This window comes from Vibrio sp. Isolate24 (assembly GCF_022398215.1).
Taxonomy (GTDB): domain Bacteria; phylum Pseudomonadota; class Gammaproteobacteria; order Enterobacterales; family Vibrionaceae; genus Vibrio; species Vibrio coralliilyticus_A.
The window spans coordinates 63,340-82,164 of record NZ_JAKEUU010000002.1 but is presented as its reverse complement, the minus strand read 5'-3'; the positions used below and the strand labels follow the sequence as shown (position 1 = coordinate 82,164).

At 45.3% G+C, this 18,825-nt stretch carries 16 protein-coding genes, 1 tRNA gene, 1 pseudogene and 1 riboswitch; of the genes and pseudogenes, 4 read left to right on the top strand and 14 right to left on the bottom strand.

Annotation, left to right across the window (positions count from 1 at the left end; translation table 11 throughout):
* Nucleotides 1-78: 78 nt before the first annotated feature.
* The 5 genes from udp to nrtS all read right to left on the bottom strand — a co-directional run bounded on the left by udp (nt 79) and on the right by nrtS (nt 5,757).
* Entirely contained in the window at nt 79-837 is a 759-nt protein-coding gene (gene udp, locus L1D23_RS08665; RefSeq protein ID WP_239865588.1) for a uridine phosphorylase, read from the bottom strand.
* A gap of 268 nt (nt 838-1,105) precedes the next feature.
* Nucleotides 1,106-3,412, bottom strand: a complete 2,307-nt coding sequence (locus tag L1D23_RS08660; RefSeq protein ID WP_239865586.1) for a zinc/cadmium/mercury/lead-transporting ATPase — start codon at nt 3,410-3,412, stop codon at nt 1,106-1,108.
* Nucleotides 3,413-3,469: 57 nt separating this feature from the next.
* On the bottom strand, nt 3,470-4,936 hold the full coding sequence (locus L1D23_RS08655; protein WP_239865584.1) for an MATE family efflux transporter: 1,467 nt from the start codon (nt 4,934-4,936) through the stop codon (nt 3,470-3,472).
* 80 nt (nt 4,937-5,016) lie between these two features.
* A complete protein-coding gene (locus tag L1D23_RS08650; RefSeq protein WP_239838177.1) occupies nt 5,017-5,433 on the bottom strand; it encodes a CBS domain-containing protein in 417 nt (138 codons plus the stop codon).
* Between the two features lie 114 nt (nt 5,434-5,547).
* Nucleotides 5,548-5,757, bottom strand: a complete 210-nt coding sequence (nrtS, locus tag L1D23_RS08645; RefSeq protein ID WP_239866758.1) for a nitrate/nitrite transporter NrtS — start codon at nt 5,755-5,757, stop codon at nt 5,548-5,550.
* 85 nt (nt 5,758-5,842) lie between these two features.
* Here nrtS and L1D23_RS08640 point away from each other — a divergent pair, with 85 nt between their 5' ends.
* Nucleotides 5,843-6,796: a sensor domain-containing diguanylate cyclase gene (locus tag L1D23_RS08640; protein ID WP_239865582.1), complete on the top strand. Its 954-nt coding sequence runs from the start codon at nt 5,843-5,845 to the stop codon at nt 6,794-6,796.
* A gap of 46 nt (nt 6,797-6,842) precedes the next feature.
* Here L1D23_RS08640 and moaE read toward each other — a convergent pair whose 3' ends face one another.
* From moaE to moaA, 5 genes are all read right to left on the bottom strand, one after another.
* Nucleotides 6,843-7,295, bottom strand: a complete 453-nt coding sequence (gene moaE / locus L1D23_RS08635; RefSeq protein ID WP_239865580.1) for a molybdopterin synthase catalytic subunit MoaE — start codon at nt 7,293-7,295, stop codon at nt 6,843-6,845.
* Nucleotides 7,295-7,540, bottom strand: a complete 246-nt coding sequence (gene moaD, locus L1D23_RS08630; RefSeq protein WP_239865575.1) for a molybdopterin synthase sulfur carrier subunit — start codon at nt 7,538-7,540, stop codon at nt 7,295-7,297. The genes moaE and moaD overlap by 1 nt, the downstream gene beginning before the upstream one ends.
* Nucleotides 7,537-8,016 (bottom strand): cyclic pyranopterin monophosphate synthase MoaC, encoded by a 480-nt coding sequence (gene moaC, locus L1D23_RS08625; RefSeq protein WP_006963013.1) that lies wholly within the window; start codon nt 8,014-8,016, stop codon nt 7,537-7,539. The genes moaD and moaC overlap by 4 nt, the downstream gene beginning before the upstream one ends.
* Nucleotides 8,017-8,028: 12 nt before the next feature.
* A complete protein-coding gene (moaB, locus tag L1D23_RS08620) occupies nt 8,029-8,541 on the bottom strand; it encodes a molybdenum cofactor biosynthesis protein B (RefSeq protein ID WP_239865573.1) in 513 nt (170 codons plus the stop codon).
* Nucleotides 8,542-8,630: 89 nt separating this feature from the next.
* A complete protein-coding gene (gene moaA / locus L1D23_RS08615; RefSeq protein ID WP_239865571.1) occupies nt 8,631-9,620 on the bottom strand; it encodes a GTP 3',8-cyclase MoaA in 990 nt (329 codons plus the stop codon).
* Nucleotides 9,609-9,746, bottom strand: a riboswitch (molybdenum cofactor riboswitch). (Overlaps the previous gene by 12 nt.)
* A 178-nt stretch (nt 9,747-9,924) precedes the next feature.
* Here moaA and L1D23_RS08610 point away from each other — a divergent pair.
* Nucleotides 9,925-10,812, top strand: coding sequence for a YvcK family protein (locus L1D23_RS08610; RefSeq protein WP_239865569.1), 888 nt, complete (start codon nt 9,925-9,927; stop codon nt 10,810-10,812).
* On the opposite strand, the gene luxU is transcribed toward L1D23_RS08610, so the two are convergent.
* From luxU to uvrB, 3 genes are all read right to left on the bottom strand, one after another.
* Complete coding sequence (gene luxU / locus L1D23_RS08605; RefSeq protein ID WP_239866756.1) at nt 10,798-11,142, bottom strand: quorum-sensing phosphorelay protein LuxU; 345 nt, start codon at nt 11,140-11,142, stop codon at nt 10,798-10,800. The two genes, L1D23_RS08610 and luxU, sit on opposite strands and share 15 nt — an antisense overlap.
* A 3-nt stretch (nt 11,143-11,145) precedes the next feature.
* On the bottom strand, nt 11,146-12,540 hold the full coding sequence (luxO, locus tag L1D23_RS08600; RefSeq protein WP_239838170.1) for a quorum-sensing sigma-54 dependent transcriptional regulator LuxO: 1,395 nt from the start codon (nt 12,538-12,540) through the stop codon (nt 11,146-11,148).
* 258 nt (nt 12,541-12,798) lie between these two features.
* Nucleotides 12,799-14,829, bottom strand: coding sequence for an excinuclease ABC subunit UvrB (gene uvrB / locus L1D23_RS08595; RefSeq protein ID WP_239838169.1), 2,031 nt, complete (start codon nt 14,827-14,829; stop codon nt 12,799-12,801).
* Between the two features lie 551 nt (nt 14,830-15,380).
* On the opposite strand from uvrB, the gene L1D23_RS08590 reads away from it, so the two are divergent.
* Both L1D23_RS08590 and L1D23_RS08585 read left to right on the top strand, forming a co-directional pair.
* A tRNA-Asn gene (locus tag L1D23_RS08590) sits at nt 15,381-15,456 on the top strand.
* 266 nt (nt 15,457-15,722) lie between these two features.
* Nucleotides 15,723-15,827, top strand: a pseudogene (locus tag L1D23_RS08585) (hypothetical protein); the annotation flags it as partial.
* Between the two features lie 646 nt (nt 15,828-16,473).
* On the opposite strand, the gene L1D23_RS08580 reads toward L1D23_RS08585, so the two are convergent.
* Nucleotides 16,474-18,798 carry a LysM peptidoglycan-binding domain-containing protein gene (locus tag L1D23_RS08580; RefSeq protein ID WP_239865567.1) on the bottom strand — a complete coding sequence of 775 codons (2,325 nt, stop codon included), beginning with the start codon at nt 18,796-18,798 and terminating at the stop codon, nt 16,474-16,476.
* Nucleotides 18,799-18,825: the final 27 nt, after the last annotated feature.

Below are 18,825 nucleotides of genomic sequence, written 5' to 3'. Positions count from 1 at the left end.
CATCAGCTCTCAATGATACCCACAACAAAAAAGCCTCACATACCAATGTGAGGCTTCAGATTCACTCTCTACGGAGAGTTAAAGCATTTTGCGTGCAGCTTCAACCACAACTTTGATTGAACGCGCTTCTGTTTCTTTCAGCGTTGAATGGTCTGGGATCTCTTTCTGAGTACGGTTGATGATAACACCCGCCACACAGCCAGCTTTCAAGCCTGAGCTCGCACACATGGTTAGCAGTGTCGCAGACTCCATTTCAAAGTTCAGCACACCCATATCTTGCCATTCTTTCATAGAACCTTGGAAGCGCTTAACCACACGGCCAGAGAACGTATCATAACGCTCTTGACCTGGGTAGAACGTATCGCTTGATGCTGTTACACCCATATGAACAACGGCACCAGACTCTTCTACCGCCGCTTTCATTGCTGTAGCCACTTCAAAATCTGCCACTGCTGGGAATTCCATTGGAGCAAAGTGAAGACTTGCACCATCCAAGCGAACCGAACCTGTTGATACAATCATGTCACCAACGTTAACGTGTGGCTGAATTGCACCTGTAGTACCAACACGTAAGAAAGTACGTACACCAAGTTGCGCCAGTTCTTCAACCGCGATTGAAGTTGAAGGGCCGCCGATACCTGTAGAACAAACCACAACTGGCTTGCCATCTAGCTCTGCACGGTACAGGGTGTATTCACGGTGACTAGCCAAAAATACTGGATTTTCCATCTCTTCAGCGATTTTCTGAACGCGAGCTGGGTCACCTGGAATAATCGCGAGTGTCGCACCAGCAAGATCAGCTTCAGTAACACCTAAGTGAAATACGGCTTGAGACATAGGGGGCTCCTTGTTTTGACGAAACTTGATTCAGCGTCCGAATCTTTTCGTTCTTTAAATTTCATTGGGTACAGGAATACTTTATCTGACTCAGCCTCACCAAAGAGTGATTAAACTCACATAGATGAGCGCAAACAGAATTAACCTTGCACATAAAATCGGTTGGCATCACATTTTTATACAAATCGGCTTCTTGTGTTGCATAAAAAACAGCCTCTGCACCATAAATACAGAGGCTGAGCGTTTAATCAGAAATGTTGTGAATGGGCTAATCCTGCTGAGACTTGAATTTCAATAGCCGAAGCGCATTCAACGTCACAATCGCTGTTGCCCCACTATCTGCTAATACTGCCACCCAGAGGCCAGTAATACCCAATAAACTGGTCACTAAGAACACTCCCTTCAGACCCAGAGCTAAGAAGATATTCTGACGAATATTGCTTAGTGTCGCACGTGACAGCTCTATCATACTTGCCAGCTCCACCAATCGGTTGTGAGTAATTGCAGCATCTGCGGTTTCGAGAGCAACGTCCGTACCACCGCCCATAGCGATCCCGATGCTTGATGCTTTCATCGCAGGAGCATCATTGATGCCGTCGCCAACCATAGCGACATTCGCGTTGGAGGACAGCTCCTCAACATAGGTTACTTTGTCCTGAGGCAGCAGGCTGGCTTTAAAATCAATGTCGATCATCGAGCTGATCGCTTGCGCGCTGCGAGGGTTATCACCCGTTAACATGATCGAATTAATGCCTAAGCCTTTCAGCGCCTTCACGGCTTTGGCGGAGTCTTCACGCAAGGTGTCTTGCCAAGCAATCAGGCCCATCACCGTATCTTCATTCTGCACAGCTACTACGACCGTCTTACCTTGCTCTTCCATCTGCTGAATACGAGATTCGATGTTACCGCTCAACTCAAACCCAAGCTTACTTGGTGCAATTGCCTGATACACAACCCCATTCACCACACCACGGACTCCACTACCGATCAACGCCTGTTTGTCCAAAGCTTCCGGTAAGTGAACACCTGTTGATTTGGCTTTGTTCACCAGCGAGACTGCCAGAGGATGACTTGAACCCACCTCAATAGCCGCGATACTTTCGAGTACTTCGGACTCTCTAACATCACCAAATGTGATAATGTCCGTCACTTCCGGTTTACCTTTAGTCAAAGTACCCGTCTTATCGAAGGCAATGGTTTCAATCTTTCCAAGTTGTTCTAACGCCGCTCCACCTTTAATTAGAGCTCCACGTTTTGCTGCTGCCGCCAACCCTGATGTAATCGCTGCTGGTGTGGAGATCACCAGTGCACAAGGGCATGCAATCAACAGCAACGCTAGGCCGCGGTATACCCAAGTTTCCCAAGGCTGAGCAAAGAACATTGGCGGTACGATAATCACAAACAGCGACACCAGCATCATGAGTGGTGTGTACCAACGGCTAAATTTATCTAAGAAACGTTCCAGAGGCGCTTTACGTGATTCTGCTTCTTCAATTAGATGAAGAATACGATCAATGGCGTTCTCACCTTGTTTAGAGGTAATGGTAAAGCGCACCACTTTGTCCACCACAACGGCACCAGCCATGACGGATTCATTTTGATAACGTTCGACTGGGATGGATTCACCGGTGAGTGCACTTTCATCGAAACTGGCTACGTCACCGATTAATTTGCCATCTGCGGGCAATCTTGCTCCAGGCGAGACCTCAATGATATCGCCAGGTTGCAACTCACTGGCTGAGACTTCAACACGCTGGCCGTCAATAATTTTAGTCGCGGTTTCCGGCACCAATTCCATCAAGGCTTGAACGCCGCTTCGGGCTCGAGAAGCGGCAAAAGCCTCTAACTGCTCACCAATCAAGAACAGCAGCAATACCATGGCTGCTTCGACAGTCTCCCCCAAATAAAGAGCACCCAGTGCTGCCACACTCATTAGTGTTTCAATGGCAAAGGGCGTACCTGATTTGGCTAATACAATGGCTTTCTTACCGATGGGATATAGACCAGCCAAACACGTTAGGATAAACATCCATTCGCTGACTAGAGGAAGAGCCGGTTTGAGCACTGCCGCAACCGCCATCGCCGATGCTATGGCAATAATCTGGGCGTTTTGCTTAAAGATATGTTTCCAGCCAGAAGCCGTTTTTTGATTAGAAGAAGAGTTGGGGCTGGCAAAGCTAAAGCCAGTATCAAGAATAGTTTGTTCAACCAGTTGCGCCACACCAGAGTGGTCTACTTTTACAACCAATTTTTCCGTCGCAAACAGAACTTTTGCTTCAACAACACCATCAACTTTGTTAACGGCAGTTTCAATTTTTCGCGCGCAGGATGGGCAATCCATACCACCGATTTTCCAGCTTTGCGTCACATTTGGTTTTTGTAACCGGCCGGAGTCACTTTCCTCATCGGCTGGATCCGTACCACTAGTGCAGTTGTCTGAGCTACAGCAGCCAGAATCTGCCATTTCAACGCCTGCAACCTTGATGGTTGAAATTTTTGGGCTGGCACAAGAGCCTGTATTTGAGGGATTAACCGCTACTTTATCTGAACGACATGCTTGATGTTTGGTGCACATAAGTTTATCTCCATTGAATGTACACCTTAATCATAAACCTTAGAGTCAACTCCAAGGTCAACTATTTTTTGCTTCCTGAGGCAAGATGTCTTTCTGACTGGCCACTTCATCAATCAAGACAGCATCATGAGTACAAAACGGCTGAGAGTTGATACTGGTAATCGAGGGATCTTCCTCCACCAGCTCTGTGGTTTCACCTTTCATTAAGTCGGCCAAGTGCATACGTAAAACAAAGGTCGCTAGGATACCAAATACAATCGACCCAAACGCTTGACCATACAGCACGCCTAGCGCCCCAAACCAACTCGAACCTAAATAAACAAACGGCAAGGTCCCCAACGTCGCTTTACCTAAGTTTAATGCTGTCGAATACAGCGGCTTACCAAGGTTATTGAAAGAGGTATTGGCAACAAATTGCGCCCCATTGAAAATAAAGCTTACAGCCACATAGGTACAAAAAGCAGAGACGATAACAGCGGCGTCACCTTTCAAGCTGAACCCAGAGATCACTAATGATTGTGCGAAGTAGAGAATGAAACAAACCAAAATCGTGTAGGTAGTGGTCACGATGAGTGAGTTGTTTAACGTGTCACGTACACGATCAAATCGCTCAGCTCCAAAATTTTGACCTATGATTGGCCCGACTGCCCCCGACAGAGCAAATATCACCGCAAAACACACTGGGATCAGACGTCCGATAACCGCATAACCTGCGACAAAATCTTCGCCATATTGTGCAATTGACGTAGTGACAATCGCATTTCCAATCGGCGTTGCGATGTTGGTAATAATGGCTGGAATCGCAATCATCAAAATTGCTTTGAGATTACGGCTCCAATCGGACAAAGATAGCGGTGCAACTAGTTGATTAACGCGAATCAGCGGATAGATAGAAAAAAACAACACGGTAAAGCGGGCAAAGACGGTGGCAATCGCTGCCCCTTCAACATTCCAACCAAAACCAAAGATAAAAATAGGATCAAGAATCGCATTAGCAATACCGCCTGCAAGCGTCGCCCACATGGAGCGCTTTGCGTCTCCAGCCGCCCTTAAACCTGCTCCCGCGGACATGGCAATAGCAATCACAGGGCCGCTTGGGATCAGTATTCTCAAATAAGCTTCTGCACGCTCTGCCACGTACCCTTTCGCACCAATCGCCTGCAACAACTCGGGGATACAAATAAACATCACAGCGCTAACCACGCTACTGATAACAAACGCCGTGGCAATAATACTACTGCTTAGGTGCCTAGCATGAGCGCGTTGTTTAGCTCCAATCGCTTTGGACACCAACGCGCCCATTGCAATTGAGGTACCAATTGAAATCGAGGTGGAGAAAAATACCAGAGTGCCTGCAAAACCAACGGCAGCCGCTAGCTCGACTTGCCCCAACATGCTGATGAACAGCATGTCCAGTAAGTCAACAACAAATAGGGCCATCAAACCAACAGAGCCAGCCCCAGACATCACCAAAATATGGCGCATAGTGGAGCCTTCAACAAATTTTGCGCTCTGGCTTTGCATTCTCTTCCCCGATATTTATTGGTGATAATAAAAGTAAGAGGCGCTCATTTGCGCCTCTCTTTATCATTTTTGCTTGATAACTATACCGGATGCTTAAAGCAATCATCCAAGTTCCTAGCTACTGCCCTTAACACATCTCGGCGAGTGATGATCCCAACCAATTTCCCATTATCTATAACAGGGTACACTTTAGGCTTACCTACCTGCATCATATCTGCCAACTCAATAATCGAAGTATCCGGCCCCACCGAAATAACTTCGGGATGCATACAATCTGACACAATGTGAGTATCCTGACAGTAATAACTGACCTTAACCAGCTTATCGAGTAAGTCATGACCTGAAAGAAAGCCTATGACTTCTTCTTTCTCGTTAATTACTGGTCCACCGAGATAGCTCGACTTCATCATTTTGTCCAACGCAGCACTTAGCGACATTTCAGGCTTGAACGTCACTGCTTGCAGTGTCATGTAATCTCTGACTTTCAATGATTCCATTTGTGTCTCCTTAACGTGCAAATCACGTTTGTCATAGTGTAATTGTTGCCTAATTTCTTGATTTTACTAAATGGAAAACAACAATTTTTCCAATAGGCGCTACCTATCACAAAACTAATCATCGGAATAATGGGCCTGAGCATCACGTGCTGCTAACCAACTGCTGAACAGTGAGACACAAAAAGGCACGCAGTAGGTCAAAAGCACTTTAGTCCAATGGATAGTCGCCTCACCTAGGATTGCATCATACTGGTTGATTAAATTCAGTAGAGTCCCCACCACGAATGCAATAATTAGCGCTCTTTTTATCATGTTTACGATCATATTATTGAGAGTTGTATTTTTATAAGTCATTTATTCTATGGGTAAACTATAGTTAAGGGAGACAAGAACCGTAAGGATAAGACTCGTGAGCTCGACATTTTCAGCGGCAGTCGCCAATAACCCAGATCTCATGCATGCTGTCTTTGAATCACTACCAGAACCGACATTCTTACTCAACAAGTCTGGGGTCTATGTTGAAGCTTGGGGTGGCACAGACACGAAACGCCATCATAACCCTGCCTCCTTGATCGGCCTTAACCAAGAGCAAGTTTTACCTGCCGACAAGGCAACTTGGTTCAGTCAGGTGATCGTTGATGTCATCAATACACAAAAGCCCGCTGAACTCAGCTACTCACTCAACCCGAAAGATCTCACATGTTTTGAGGGGATTCAGGGGCCAATTGAAATTCAACATTTTAGCGCCCTGGTCATCCCATTGCCCAATACGGAATACGTGTTATGGACAGTGCGTAATATCTCCGAATATCAACGAGCTCTCGACAAACTAGCCCAACAACAATTGGAGCTTGAACGACTCACTTACCGAGAGCACCTCACTCAAGTCTATAACCGTTACGCAATGGATGCGTTGCTACCCGACGCGATAGCACTCGCAAGGCAAAATAACCTCGGTGCGGCGGTATTTATGATCGATATTGATTGTTTCAAGGAGTTCAATGATCACTATGGACACATCAAAGGAGATGAAGCGTTAAAAGCGTTAGGAAAAGCTATCAAGCAATGGGCTCACGATAACGACCTTTGCTTTCGTTATGGGGGAGATGAGTTTCTGGTGTTTGTGCCCGGCATTTCAGAGCAAAACTGCATTCAGCATGCTCAGAACCTCCTCGACACGATCGCTGCTCTCGCACTTGAACACGACACATCACACGTTTCTCAATACCTAACAATTACTGTTGGGATTCGTCATTGCGATCCAATCCCCGCAGATATGACCGCGGAAAAGTTTGTGGGAATTGCAGACAAAGCCTTGTTCTTTGCCAAAAAACACCAACGAGGCACCATCCACAAAATGTAAATCAAATACAAAACAGGCCCATCATCAAGAAGGGCCTGTTTCCTTATTATTTCCAACGTTCAGCGGCTTTCGCATCCGACTCCCGGGATTCAACCCAGCGAGTCTCTTCCGTTGTGCGTTCTTTTTTCCAGAATGGTGCTTTGGTCTTTAGATAATCCATAATGAATTCACAAGCTTCAAACGCAGCACCGCGGTGTGCACTGGATACACCAACAAATACGATTTGAGCGCCAATATCCAAATCACCGACACGATGAATGACACGAACATCAAGCAAAGGCCAACGCTGCTCCGCCTGCTGACAAATCTCGCCGAGTGCTTTTTCTGTCATCCCCGGATAATGTTCCAGAGATAGTCCCGTGACATTATCGCCAAGGTTCATGTCTCGTACTTTGCCGACAAATGTAACGACAGCGCCAGAGGCTGTGCCTTGTGCGAGAGCTTCGTACTCAGCGCCAACAGAGAAATCTTCAAACTGAACAGACACACGTTCCATCATCAACCTCCTGTCACAGGAGGGAAGAAAGCCACTTCATCACCATCGTTCAAAGGGTATTCCAGAGGCACAATGGACTGGTTCACCGCTGCCAGTAATTTACCAGGTTCCAACGCTAAGTCCCATTTACCTTCACGGGTGGCGAGGTCTGCGCGCAGTGCTTCAACGGTTTCAAAACGAGCTTCTAGTTCAAGTTCATCAGTATCAACCAATTCACGGGTCTGGGCAAAGAACAGTACTTTAATCATGCATCCACCTTAAAGTGACCTGACTTACCGCCGGTTTTCTCCAGTAGGCGCACCTGACCAATCACCATGTCTTTCTGCACCGCTTTGCACATGTCGTAGATGGTTAACGCCGCCACTGACGCCGCGGTTAGGGCTTCCATCTCAACCCCAGTCTTACCTGCAAGTTTGCATACAGACTCAATACGAACCATGTTTTCAGATTCAATCGCTTCCAACTGAACTTCAACTTTTGAAAGAAGAAGCGGATGACAAAGCGGGATCAGATCCCAAGTTTTCTTCGCTGCCTGAATACCCGCAATACGAGCGGTCGCAAACACGTCTCCTTTATGATGTTGACCCGAAACAATCAACTGCAAGGTTTCCGGTGCCATATGAACGAAAGCTTCAGCTCGCGCTTCACGCACAGTGTCATTTTTTGCCGATACATCGACCATATTGGCTTCACCGGAGGCATTAATGTGAGTGAACTGACTCATAGTGCTACCTGCTTATACAGAAAGGTGTGGCATGAAGTTACAAGGGCGATGGCTGGCATCTAACTGCTGCTTAATGATTTTTGTCCAGCCAGTACGACAAGCACCTGTCGAACCCGGCATGGCAAAAATCACTGTATGATTAGCAAAACCTGCAATCGCTCGAGACTGAATGGTAGACGTGCCAATTTCTTCATAAGAGACTTGGCGGAACAACTCACCAAAACCTTCCACTTCTTTATCAAACAAAGGTTTCAGCGCTTCTGGAGTGCTATCGCGAGAAGTAAAACCCGTACCACCAGTTATCATCACAGCTTGTACGTTTTCATCCGCAATCCACTGAGAAACAATGGCACGGATCTTATACATATCGTCGATGACGATCTGCTTATCAACAACGTTGTGACCCGCTTCTTTCGCATTCTCAACCAAATACGCACCGGAAGTATCGTTCTCTTCTGTACGTGTGTCGGAGACGGTTAATACGGCAATGTTTGCTGGTTGAAATTTGCTTTCTGCGTGACCCATTTGTTCACCTACCTATTTCGATTTGTTCTGGTTACGCTAAGCCTGAGACTTAGCCAAACATAGTATGATTTGAAATTGAATATCAGCGTTTAGCCGCCAATTGACGCGAGATGCGGTGTCATACCTGCATTGCCGTCGTGGAGGAAGTGGCTCACTGATTTAGTCTGTAACTGTTCTTGAATGCGCTGAATAAGTGCTTGCTCTTGCTCATCTTGCTGCAATAAGTCACGCAGCTCAACGCCATGCTCACCAAACAGGCAAAGATGCAATTTACCTTTAGCCGAGACACGTAAGCGGTTGCAGCTTTCACAGAAGTCTTTTTCATAAGGCATAATAAGACCAATCTCACCCTGATAATCAGGGTGAACAAACACTTGAGCTGGGCCATCATTGTTTGCACGAGCTTTAAGTAACCAGCCATTAGCAATCAGTTGATTACGAATCGCGACACCCGACACATGATGATTGTGAAATAATTGATCCATTTCACCAGTTTGCATTAACTCAATAAAACGCAGCTGAATTGGGCGGTCTTTAATCCAATGTAGGAACACTGGCAGCTCATGAGAATTGAGATCCTTCATCAACACCACGTTCACTTTGACCTGTTCGTAACCCACTTCAAAGGCGCGATCGATGCCCGCCATCACTTCTGTAAACTTATTCTCACCGGTGATTTGATAAAACATACGTGGGTCAAGGCTATCAACGCTAACATTAATATGCGTCAGTCCTGCCTGCTTCCAGTCAGCTACCTGCTTTGCCATCCGGTAACCATTGGTGGTCGTCGCGACTTTACTAATACCTTGAGTGTTAGCAACCGTATGAATAATATCTGTGAAATCTTTGCGTAGACTCGGTTCCCCACCAGTGATCCGTACTTTCGACGTACCACAGTCGGCGAATGCTCTGACCACACGTTTAATCTCAGGAAGGGTTAAAAAAGACGAGTTTTTCTGCCCCGATGGTTTATAACCATCAGGCAGGCAATATGTGCATTTAAAGTTACAGACATCTGTAACGGAGAGGCGCAAGTAATAAAACTTGCGCTGAAATCTATCTTCGAATTGTTGCGCCACGGAACACCTTTCCAAACACGGGAGGCGATAATCATTTCCAATTATGCCCTTGTGACAATTTGTCACTGGCTCAGCACGCTTATTCACTATGAACTTAGCCCGATGAGCTCGGAGTTATGGCAACTGCCAGTTAAGACCAAGCTTAAAAACAGTAGCTGACGATAAAATACTTAATAATTGTGTGTGTTTCTACCCTCAAGATAAAAAAATCACACCCAGAACCCAAAATACCTCGTATTGAGTACTTTGCATCGTTCGATTATTCTAGATTGTAGATGAATATGATCAAATAAGAACAAAATTAATGACTCTGTACTGTACAAAAAAAGTAGTTGCTGTTGGTGGTGGTCACGGCCTTGGGCGTATGCTATCGGCTTTGAAAGACTTTGGTGAGAACGCAACAGGCATAGTTGCCACAACCGATAACGGTGGTTCGACAGGCAGGATCCGAAACTGTCAGGGAGGGATTGCTTGGGGTGACACTCGCAATTGTATTAATCAGTTAATTACCGATCCTTCCATCAGCTCGATGATGTTTGAATACCGTTTTAAAGGCTCTGGTGAACTCGACGGACACAACCTCGGTAACCTGATGCTAACCGCTCTCGATAACCTCTCTGTTCGTCCATTAGATGCAACAAACCTGATCCGCAATATGCTCAAAGTGGACGTCAATATCATCCCAATGACCGAGCACCCTTCTGATCTAAAAGCACTCGCGACAAACGGCCAGTGGGTAACGGGAGAAACCAGCGTCGATGAGATGCCAGAAAAATTAGTTCGCCTCGATTTAGAACCCGAAGTCCCAGCTACCAGCGAGGGAGTACTCGCGATAGAGCAAGCCGATGCCATCATTCTTGGCCCCGGCAGCTTTCTAACCAGTATTATGCCGCCTTTGCTGTTATCTGAAATTGGTCGAGCAATTGAGAACAATCAAAAAGCCCAGCTGGTTTTCGTTGAGAACCTCTCTCCAGAATACGGCCCTGCGGGTAAGATGACTCTGAAAGAAAAACTAGAATGGTGTGAACGTGCCTGTCGCGGTCGAAAAATTGATGTGGTTTTGGGTGAGGAGCCTCATCCTGAACTGAGTGACTGGAATTGCGTAACAACACCTCTCGCTTCACCGAATCGAGACTGGCGACATGACAGATCCAAGCTGCAATCTGCCATTGAGTCGTTACTGCGCGAGTAGAGCTTGATAGCGTTGCTGGGTTTCATTCAGCAACGTAACCATCTGATGCTGAGTGTCATTGAGGTCAAGTGAATGACCAGACTTGGCTTTCGCATCAATCTCAACCGCATAGGCACAGAGAGCTTCCGCGCCAAAACTGGCGGCGCTGCTTTTTAGCGCATGGCTAATCTCTTTCAGATACGCATCTTTGTCTAGCTCCTCATCAGTACTCAGCTTTTCTATGTACTGAGCTAATTCACCCAGAAAGATATTAAGCAGCACAGGAACGTTATCGGTGCCTATCTCATTCGCCAGTCGGTCTATTTTAGTTTGATTTAACACTTCCATGATCGATTACTGTGTTTCCTTTGTATTCCAGTTTTGCAGCTTGCGATAGATAGTCGATGGACTCACATCCAAATAACCTGCGGCTTTAGGGATATTTCCTTCACACGCCTGAATCGCTTGCTCGATAGCTTTCTTCTCTGTTAACCACAGAGGGAAAATGTCATGCACAGAAAAGCTGTCCTTGTCTTGCAGATCTACCCTAATCTGATTTTCCACAGGTTGATTCAACGGTGGCGGCAGCATATCCAAGGAGATATTTTCGCCATTATTGAGCACGACTACATTTCTCAGAACATTCTGCAACTGGCGAACATTACCAGGCCACTCATATTGAGAGAATCGACTCACCACTTCTGGTGCTAATCGGACAAAGTCTTTTCCTTCCTCTTTAGACATAAAGCCTAGCAGAGAATAAGCAATTTCTATGACATCATCGCCACGTTCCCTCAAAGGGGGTAGATGTAATGGAATCACGTATAAACGATAATACAAATCTTCACGGAAGCGGCCTTCCTGCACCTCTTTCCAAGGGTCTCGGTTGGTTGCACAAACGAAACGTACATCGACGCTTTTCATTTTCGAAGAGCCGACTTTCTGGAAGGTACCCGTCTGAATAAAGCGTAGTAGCTTAGTTTGCAGATCCAGATCCATCTCACACAGCTCGTCAAGGAACAGCGTGCCTCCATCAGCCAACTCAGCCGCGCCTTGTCGATCAGTGGCAGCGCCGGTGAAAGCTCCCTTCACATGGCCAAACAGTTCACTTTCAATCAGATCTTTGGGGATAGCCGCACAGTTGATCGCAATAAACGGCTTATCACCACGTTTACTCGCGGCGTGGATAGCCTCAGCACAGACCTCTTTACCGGTACCACTTTCCCCAGTGATAAAAATACTGGCTTTACTGGATGCCGCCGAGTCAATGGTACGATAGACAGCCTGCATAGTGTGGCTACTGCCTATAAACCCCTGATAATTCTGGTTGCCGGGATTATCTGCTTCATTTTTAAGCTTGGTTGCTTTACGAATAGCATTGTTCACCGTGACACGAAGACGATCTGCTTCACATGGCTTAATCAAGAAGTCTTGCGCACCATGACGCATGGCTTCTACAGCGGTATCAATCGATCCATGAGCCGTCATGAAGATCACCGGCACATCCGGCATTTTCTGCTTTACAGCATGTAAAACATCCATCCCCGTCATGTCGGGAAGGCGAAGATCCAACAGAATTAAATCAGGAGTGCGAAAGTTGAGGCTTTCAATAGCATCGCGCCCAGTACCAACAATATTGATGTCGATACCCAATGGGGTGAGATAAGATCGATACAACGCCGCAACCGATGCGGTATCTTCCACCATCAAAAGGTATTTAGACTTTTGTGTTTGCGTATTGTGTTGCATAACCTAGCCGATTTTTTTCTTTGCAATTTGTATAAATGATTGCATTGCGCTTTGCATTTTGCAAATTAAATACTAAAAAAACGAGAAATGCGCGAAAATTGGCGTAAAAAATTGGCACGCTAAATGCTGCTACTAAATTGACCCTCATGGGTCACCTAGCCAACTGACGTTGTTAGTGAACTTAGTATTCACAAATTACAGCCAATAGAATTCTTTCTACTGGCTATTTTTTTACCTGTCTGTCAGAGGTGCATAGGATCAGCTGTTGGCAATAAACTGCTGACGTAACTTCTCTATCTGATCTCGCTTCTCAGCCGCTGCTTCAAACTCCAAATCTTGGGCGTGCTGATACATCTGGGCTTCCAGCTTGCTAATCTCTTTTTCAAGTTGCTGAGGCGTCATCGCATTGTATGATTGTGAGGGCTCTGCAACTTTGGATAACGGAACCTGCTTATTTGCTCGTGGCTTCTTGCTCTTAGCAATATCCCCAAGCTCCATAATATCTTTGATATTACGTTTCAGAGCCTGAGGCTTGATACCCATTTTATCATTGTATGCTTGCTGTTTCTCTCTGCGACGGTTAGTTTCTCCCATTGCCTTGTGCATCGATTTTGTGACAGTGTCAGCATAAAGAATCGCCTTACCACTAATATTACGTGCCGCACGGCCTATGGTCTGAATTAGCGAACGTTCTGAACGTAAGAAACCTTCCTTGTCAGCGTCCAGAATAGCCACCAGCGAGACTTCCGGCATATCTAAGCCTTCTCGTAACAGGTTGATGCCAACCAGTACATCAAACTCACCTAACCTCAGATCACGAATAATCTCGACTCGCTCAACCGTATCGATATCAGAGTGAAGATAACGAACACGAACATCATGTTCTGTTAGATACTCGGTCAGATCTTCTGCCATCCGTTTTGTCAGAGTCGTAACAAGAACACGCTCGTCTTTAGCAGAACGAATCCGAATTTCAGAGAGCAAATCATCCACCTGAGTTGCGACTGGGCGAACTTCTAACTCAGGGTCGAGTAAGCCCGTTGGACGTACGACTTGATCGGCTATTTGACCATCGGACTTCTCCAGCTCATAGTTACCCGGTGTGGCAGAGACAAAAATGGTTTGTGGTGCAAGAGATTCGAACTCTTCAAACTTTAGTGGGCGATTATCCAAGGCTGAAGGCAAGCGGAAACCAAATTCCACCAATGTTTCTTTGCGAGATCGATCGCCTTTAAACATGGCACCAATTTGTGGCACCGTCACATGCGATTCATCGATCACTAGCAGGCCATCATGAGGCAAATAATCAAATAAAGTCGGTGGCGGCTCACCTTCACTGCGACCACTGAGATAGCGCGAGTAGTTTTCAATTCCCGAACAGAAACCAAGCTCAGTCATCATTTCAATATCGAACTGGGTTCGCTGGGAGATACGTTGTTCTTCGAGTAGTTTGTTGTTGTCCAGCAAGTATTTCTTTCGACTTTCCAGCTCAACTTTAATGTTCTCTATCGCCTCTAGGATTTTATCTCTGGGCGTCACATAGTGCGTTTTCGGATAGATGGTAAAACGAGGTAAATCGCGCTGTTTAACAACGCCAGTGAGGGGATCGAAAATACTAATGCAATCGATCTCATCATCAAACATTTCGATTCTCACAGCATCCTGATCCGATTCAGCAGGAAAAACATCGATCACTTCACCACGCACACGAAACTGACCTCGCTCAAAAGCCACATCATTTCGACTATACTGCAGCTCCGCCAAACGGCGCAGGATATCACGCTGGTCCATCACGTCCCCACGTCGGATATGCAGCATCATCTGTAAATAGGACTGCGGATCACCCAGACCATAAATCGCGGACACAGAAGCGACGATAATGGCATCTTTTCGTTCCAGCAGGGCTTTGGTTGCTGAGAGACGCATTTGCTCGATATGCGCGTTCACAGACGCATCTTTCTCTATAAAGGTATCCGTTGTTGGTACATAGGCTTCAGGTTGGTAATAATCATAGTAAGACACAAAGTACTCAACCGCATTATTAGGGAAAAACGCTTTCATCTCTCCATAAAGCTGTGCTGCTAGCGTTTTATTCGGTGCCAATAAAATGGCCGGACGCTGCGCCTGCGCAATGACATTAGCAAGGGTGAACGTCTTACCTGAGCCAGTCACCCCCAACAAAGTTTGGTGAGCGAGGCCCGAATCTAACCCATCCAGTAACTGGCTAATCGCGGTTGGCTGGTCACCTGATGGTTGGTAATCCGACACCAAATCAAAAACTTTGCTCATTTGCACCTCGCCCGAAAATGAAGAAGACATCCGGTCTATTTTGACTGTATAGATATACAGATACAATAGCTAAAGAGAAAATAACCCTCTGTTTTAAAAAATTTGCTCTGCTAATGCTAGATCGCTATCTTCAATCCTGCTATCATCTCTCGCCCTACTCGAGATCCCTCTCTTGAAAACTCCAAAAACTAACCACAGCTTACCCACATTTTTCTATAAAACTTAAACTTACCCACATCGTTCAAAAATTTATTGACGGAACAAAGTACGATCTAAGCCTGCTTTGATGCTTTATTATACAATAAGTTAGCTCATGATCCTGATTGATTATTTTTAGAGCTAAAACCCTATTATTGCTAGATTTATTCATTGCCCAAGATTCATTAACACAGTTATCCACAATTTTGGTGGATAAGTAAACCTAGCCTATACACGTCAAGGGCTACAAAAAAGTAAAGCATTTTTTAACAAAAAAATTTAGAGAAATGAGGCAATTTTGAGGTTGACAGAATTTCGTCTCATCGATAATATTCGCAGCGCTTAAACGCAATTCCCCCTTAGTTCAGTTGGTAGAACGGCGGACTGTTAATCCGTATGTCGCAGGTTCGAGTCCCGCAGGGGGAGCCAAATTCAAGAAGAAAGACGTCCTAGGACGTCTTTTTTTGTATCTAAACCTAGCTATTTCAAGGAATGGTATTCTCTTAACGTCTTTTCCTGACTCGTACTAGCTTAGAAGTTTAGGTACACAAATAGGTATATTGTCCGTATGTTCCAATTTACGGCGTACCAATCATGGAAAGAGCAACTAAATCTTTAACAGATAAACAAATCTCAACGCTAAACCACAAGATAAAGAATTTACACTCTTTGATGATAATGGCCTTCGTCTACGTGTAAAACCAAACGGTACAAAGACCTGGTTATTCAACTATACACGCCCGTACAGCGGTAAACACGCTAACATGACTTTGGCAGCTACCCTAGCCTTTCACTACTAATGCAAGAAAGAGAGCTCTTGGAGCGATAGAGACGCTCCTGCAAGGCATTGATCCTCAAGTTAAACTCAAGAACCAACAAATAACCGAGCAACAGCGTTTAGAATCTACATTAGCTGAAATAACAAACAGCTGGTTAGAAGTCAAAAGTGCTACCAGCCAAAGCTAAAAATGACAATGGGGAGCTGTCCCGCTCCCCATTCTTTTTTTGCCTCAATGCCCCAGTTTTAAAGTATATGTTATCTGTTAAAAAGCTTATCCACGAAAAGCAATCAATAATAAAACGGGAAGACCTGTTAGCCACATATTAATCAATACAGTCGAAAATCTAAACAAAGGATAATCAGAACCATAAATAGATTTGATGCTTTGACGCCACTCTTGAATCTCTGCCTTCGGTATTCGCCAAACGTACCTAAGTATGAGATATGCGTACAATATATGACTTGTAGAACTAGCAAAAACCCAAGAAATATTACTCTCTAAAATAAATTTAGCTCGTTCTCTAAACTTAGATGGAGCACAATTCACTGTGCTATGAATAATCTCGTATTTTCGCTTCCGAAGCTTTATTGATAAGTAGATATTCAAGGCAACGTATGGGAACCCACCTACTACCAGAAGTAACACACCGGTTTTAATAGCTAGATCAATCAAAAATCATTTCCTCAATTACTTTCCCTGTTTCGTTCGAGAGCTCTCCTCCATACATTCCCCAGATAAAAGAGCCACCAGCAACCAATGCAATTGATAACCCTCCAGTTACAGGTATAAGAGCGATTCCCCATCCTATAGCAAGTCCCCCCAAAACGTTTGTAAGACCTGATGTACTATTTCTAACAACACTTCGATTGCAAGCTTCCTCAAACCAACCGCTAGTATTGCATGTCTTTGCCACATCCACAGCGTTACCATACAAGCCTGCTCCAATCACTAACCCATTAGCAACACCCAAAAATCGACTGAAAGACATTGCTTGCTTATACAAACTAGTCATCTCAATCCCAGAGACTGCCTTAGAGAAATCTTTCGCGCGATACAATTGTCGCTTACCGACATTAAGATAGTCATTGATACGTTTCGCTTGAACATTTTTAATGTAACCTGGTTTACCAACCTCAGAGAGAATCGATTTAATCTCACTTTGAAATGCTCTGGCTTCTTTTCTCCATGCCTTATAGTCAGGATTAGAATAAAGCGCTTGCCCTGATAAGCCTTTAGTCTTCTCTGCAATATAACGTGAATACTCTGCAAATGACTTCATTCGCTGGCTTAGCTTATTTCCTTGGACCTGAGCTCCTGCAACCACGGCTCCCGCTCCTGCAACGATGTTATTTAAACTAAAACCACTAGGGCCTATTGATGCTGGCTCACCTTGGTAAACATCTAGATCGGATGTCGCGGCAACAAGTAAAGCATTAGTTGCTGTTTCATGATGTTCTGCAAACCATTTCTTTTCTTCACTAGAAAGCTGCAAAAAGTCAGTCATAAGCTCACTGGCTTGATTGATCGCTAATTCTTCATCTGGATGTTTTTCTACCCATGGAGATACAACTAAAGGCATTCCTTCAATAATCTGACTGAAGCTACGTTTAAGGTGAGGGTTTGATTCAAATATATGATCAATGATGTTTTCGTCTTTCGACAGATAGGTTTCTTGTGCAAAATCTTCCACACTCATTTTTTTATCGGCGAAGACAAGATACACATCATCGACATCCTGAGGAGAGATGCTTACTATGTTTGCCACAGCAAGGTCGTTATTTACAATACCTTCACTACTGATAGGTGTGACTGACGTGCCTTGAAAATTGCCGTTGTAAGCATAGTGAGTGTTTGCTGAACGATTGTATGTCTTGGGGCCCACAGGTGGTAATGCACGTTGCACTGTTTTGGTAGTATCAAGATGCACAGGCTCTTGAACCTTGAGCGTATCCCCAACTTTCAACGACATCGGATCGGCATTGTATTGCGGATTCAAATTAAGTAACTGTTTAGCCGACAAACCATATTGCTCTGCAATGACTCCCCATGATTCCCGTTGATTAGTGTTTGAGCCCGTACCAACGGTATGAGTTTCTGGTTTGCTCTCGGCTTTATCCGTTTCCACTGGTTGAGTGGTTTGCCTTTCGACGACAGGCTGTTTTAGTGCCGTAAAAAGCTCACTGATTTCGAGCTTGATACCATGCTGAGCCACCCAGTCATCATTGAGATTATCAAGCTCTTCTCGGGTGATTTGCTGTTCAAGGTAAACAAGGCTCTGGTTTTCAACGTCTTGGCCTGCCAGTTTCCAGTACACCAAGATAGCACTTTGCAGTCGGTTGTAGCCTTGCTCATCATTCAGTTGCTCATGCGTGGAACATGTAGCGTAAAATGCCCACTTGCCTTCACCCAGCAGCTTGTACTCTTGCACTAATCGGTCGTTATGAAAGTGGTAATAGTAACCTTCTGTTGGCAGTCCTAATCGCTCTCCTAGCTGCACCGATGGGACGACTGGGATAAATGCTTCTTCCACGACACCGGAGCCTATTGGCTTCACTTGCACGCTGTCAGGTACGTTGATGCCCATTGAGCTGTCCGCCACTTTCGCAAACAATTTTTTCGGCTCATCAAAGGCCGTGTGAGCAATGTACTTAGTACCGTGTTCCGTGGGCTCAGTTTGCCAGCGACCAATCATAGCTTCTTGTTTGGTCTTGCCCAGTTGAAACGCACAGCCCACGCTTTTTTTGAATGTGTCCTCAGAGCACGCAATTTCAAAGCAATATTCATAATTGAGCTGGGGTGGAGCATCAGAATTATCAGGCTTGATGGGCTCAGGGACATAGGTCTCTTCGATACTTGGAGCGTATGCCGCACGACTTTGACTTGACGCTGCTCTACTTACCGCTCCACGAGATATTTTCGCTCTAGAGAGAAAGGCGTTTTTTGCCTCTGGCGATAAGGCCTCTTGCCCTTCNTGGAGCGTATGCCGCACGACTTTGACTTGACGCTGCTCTACTTA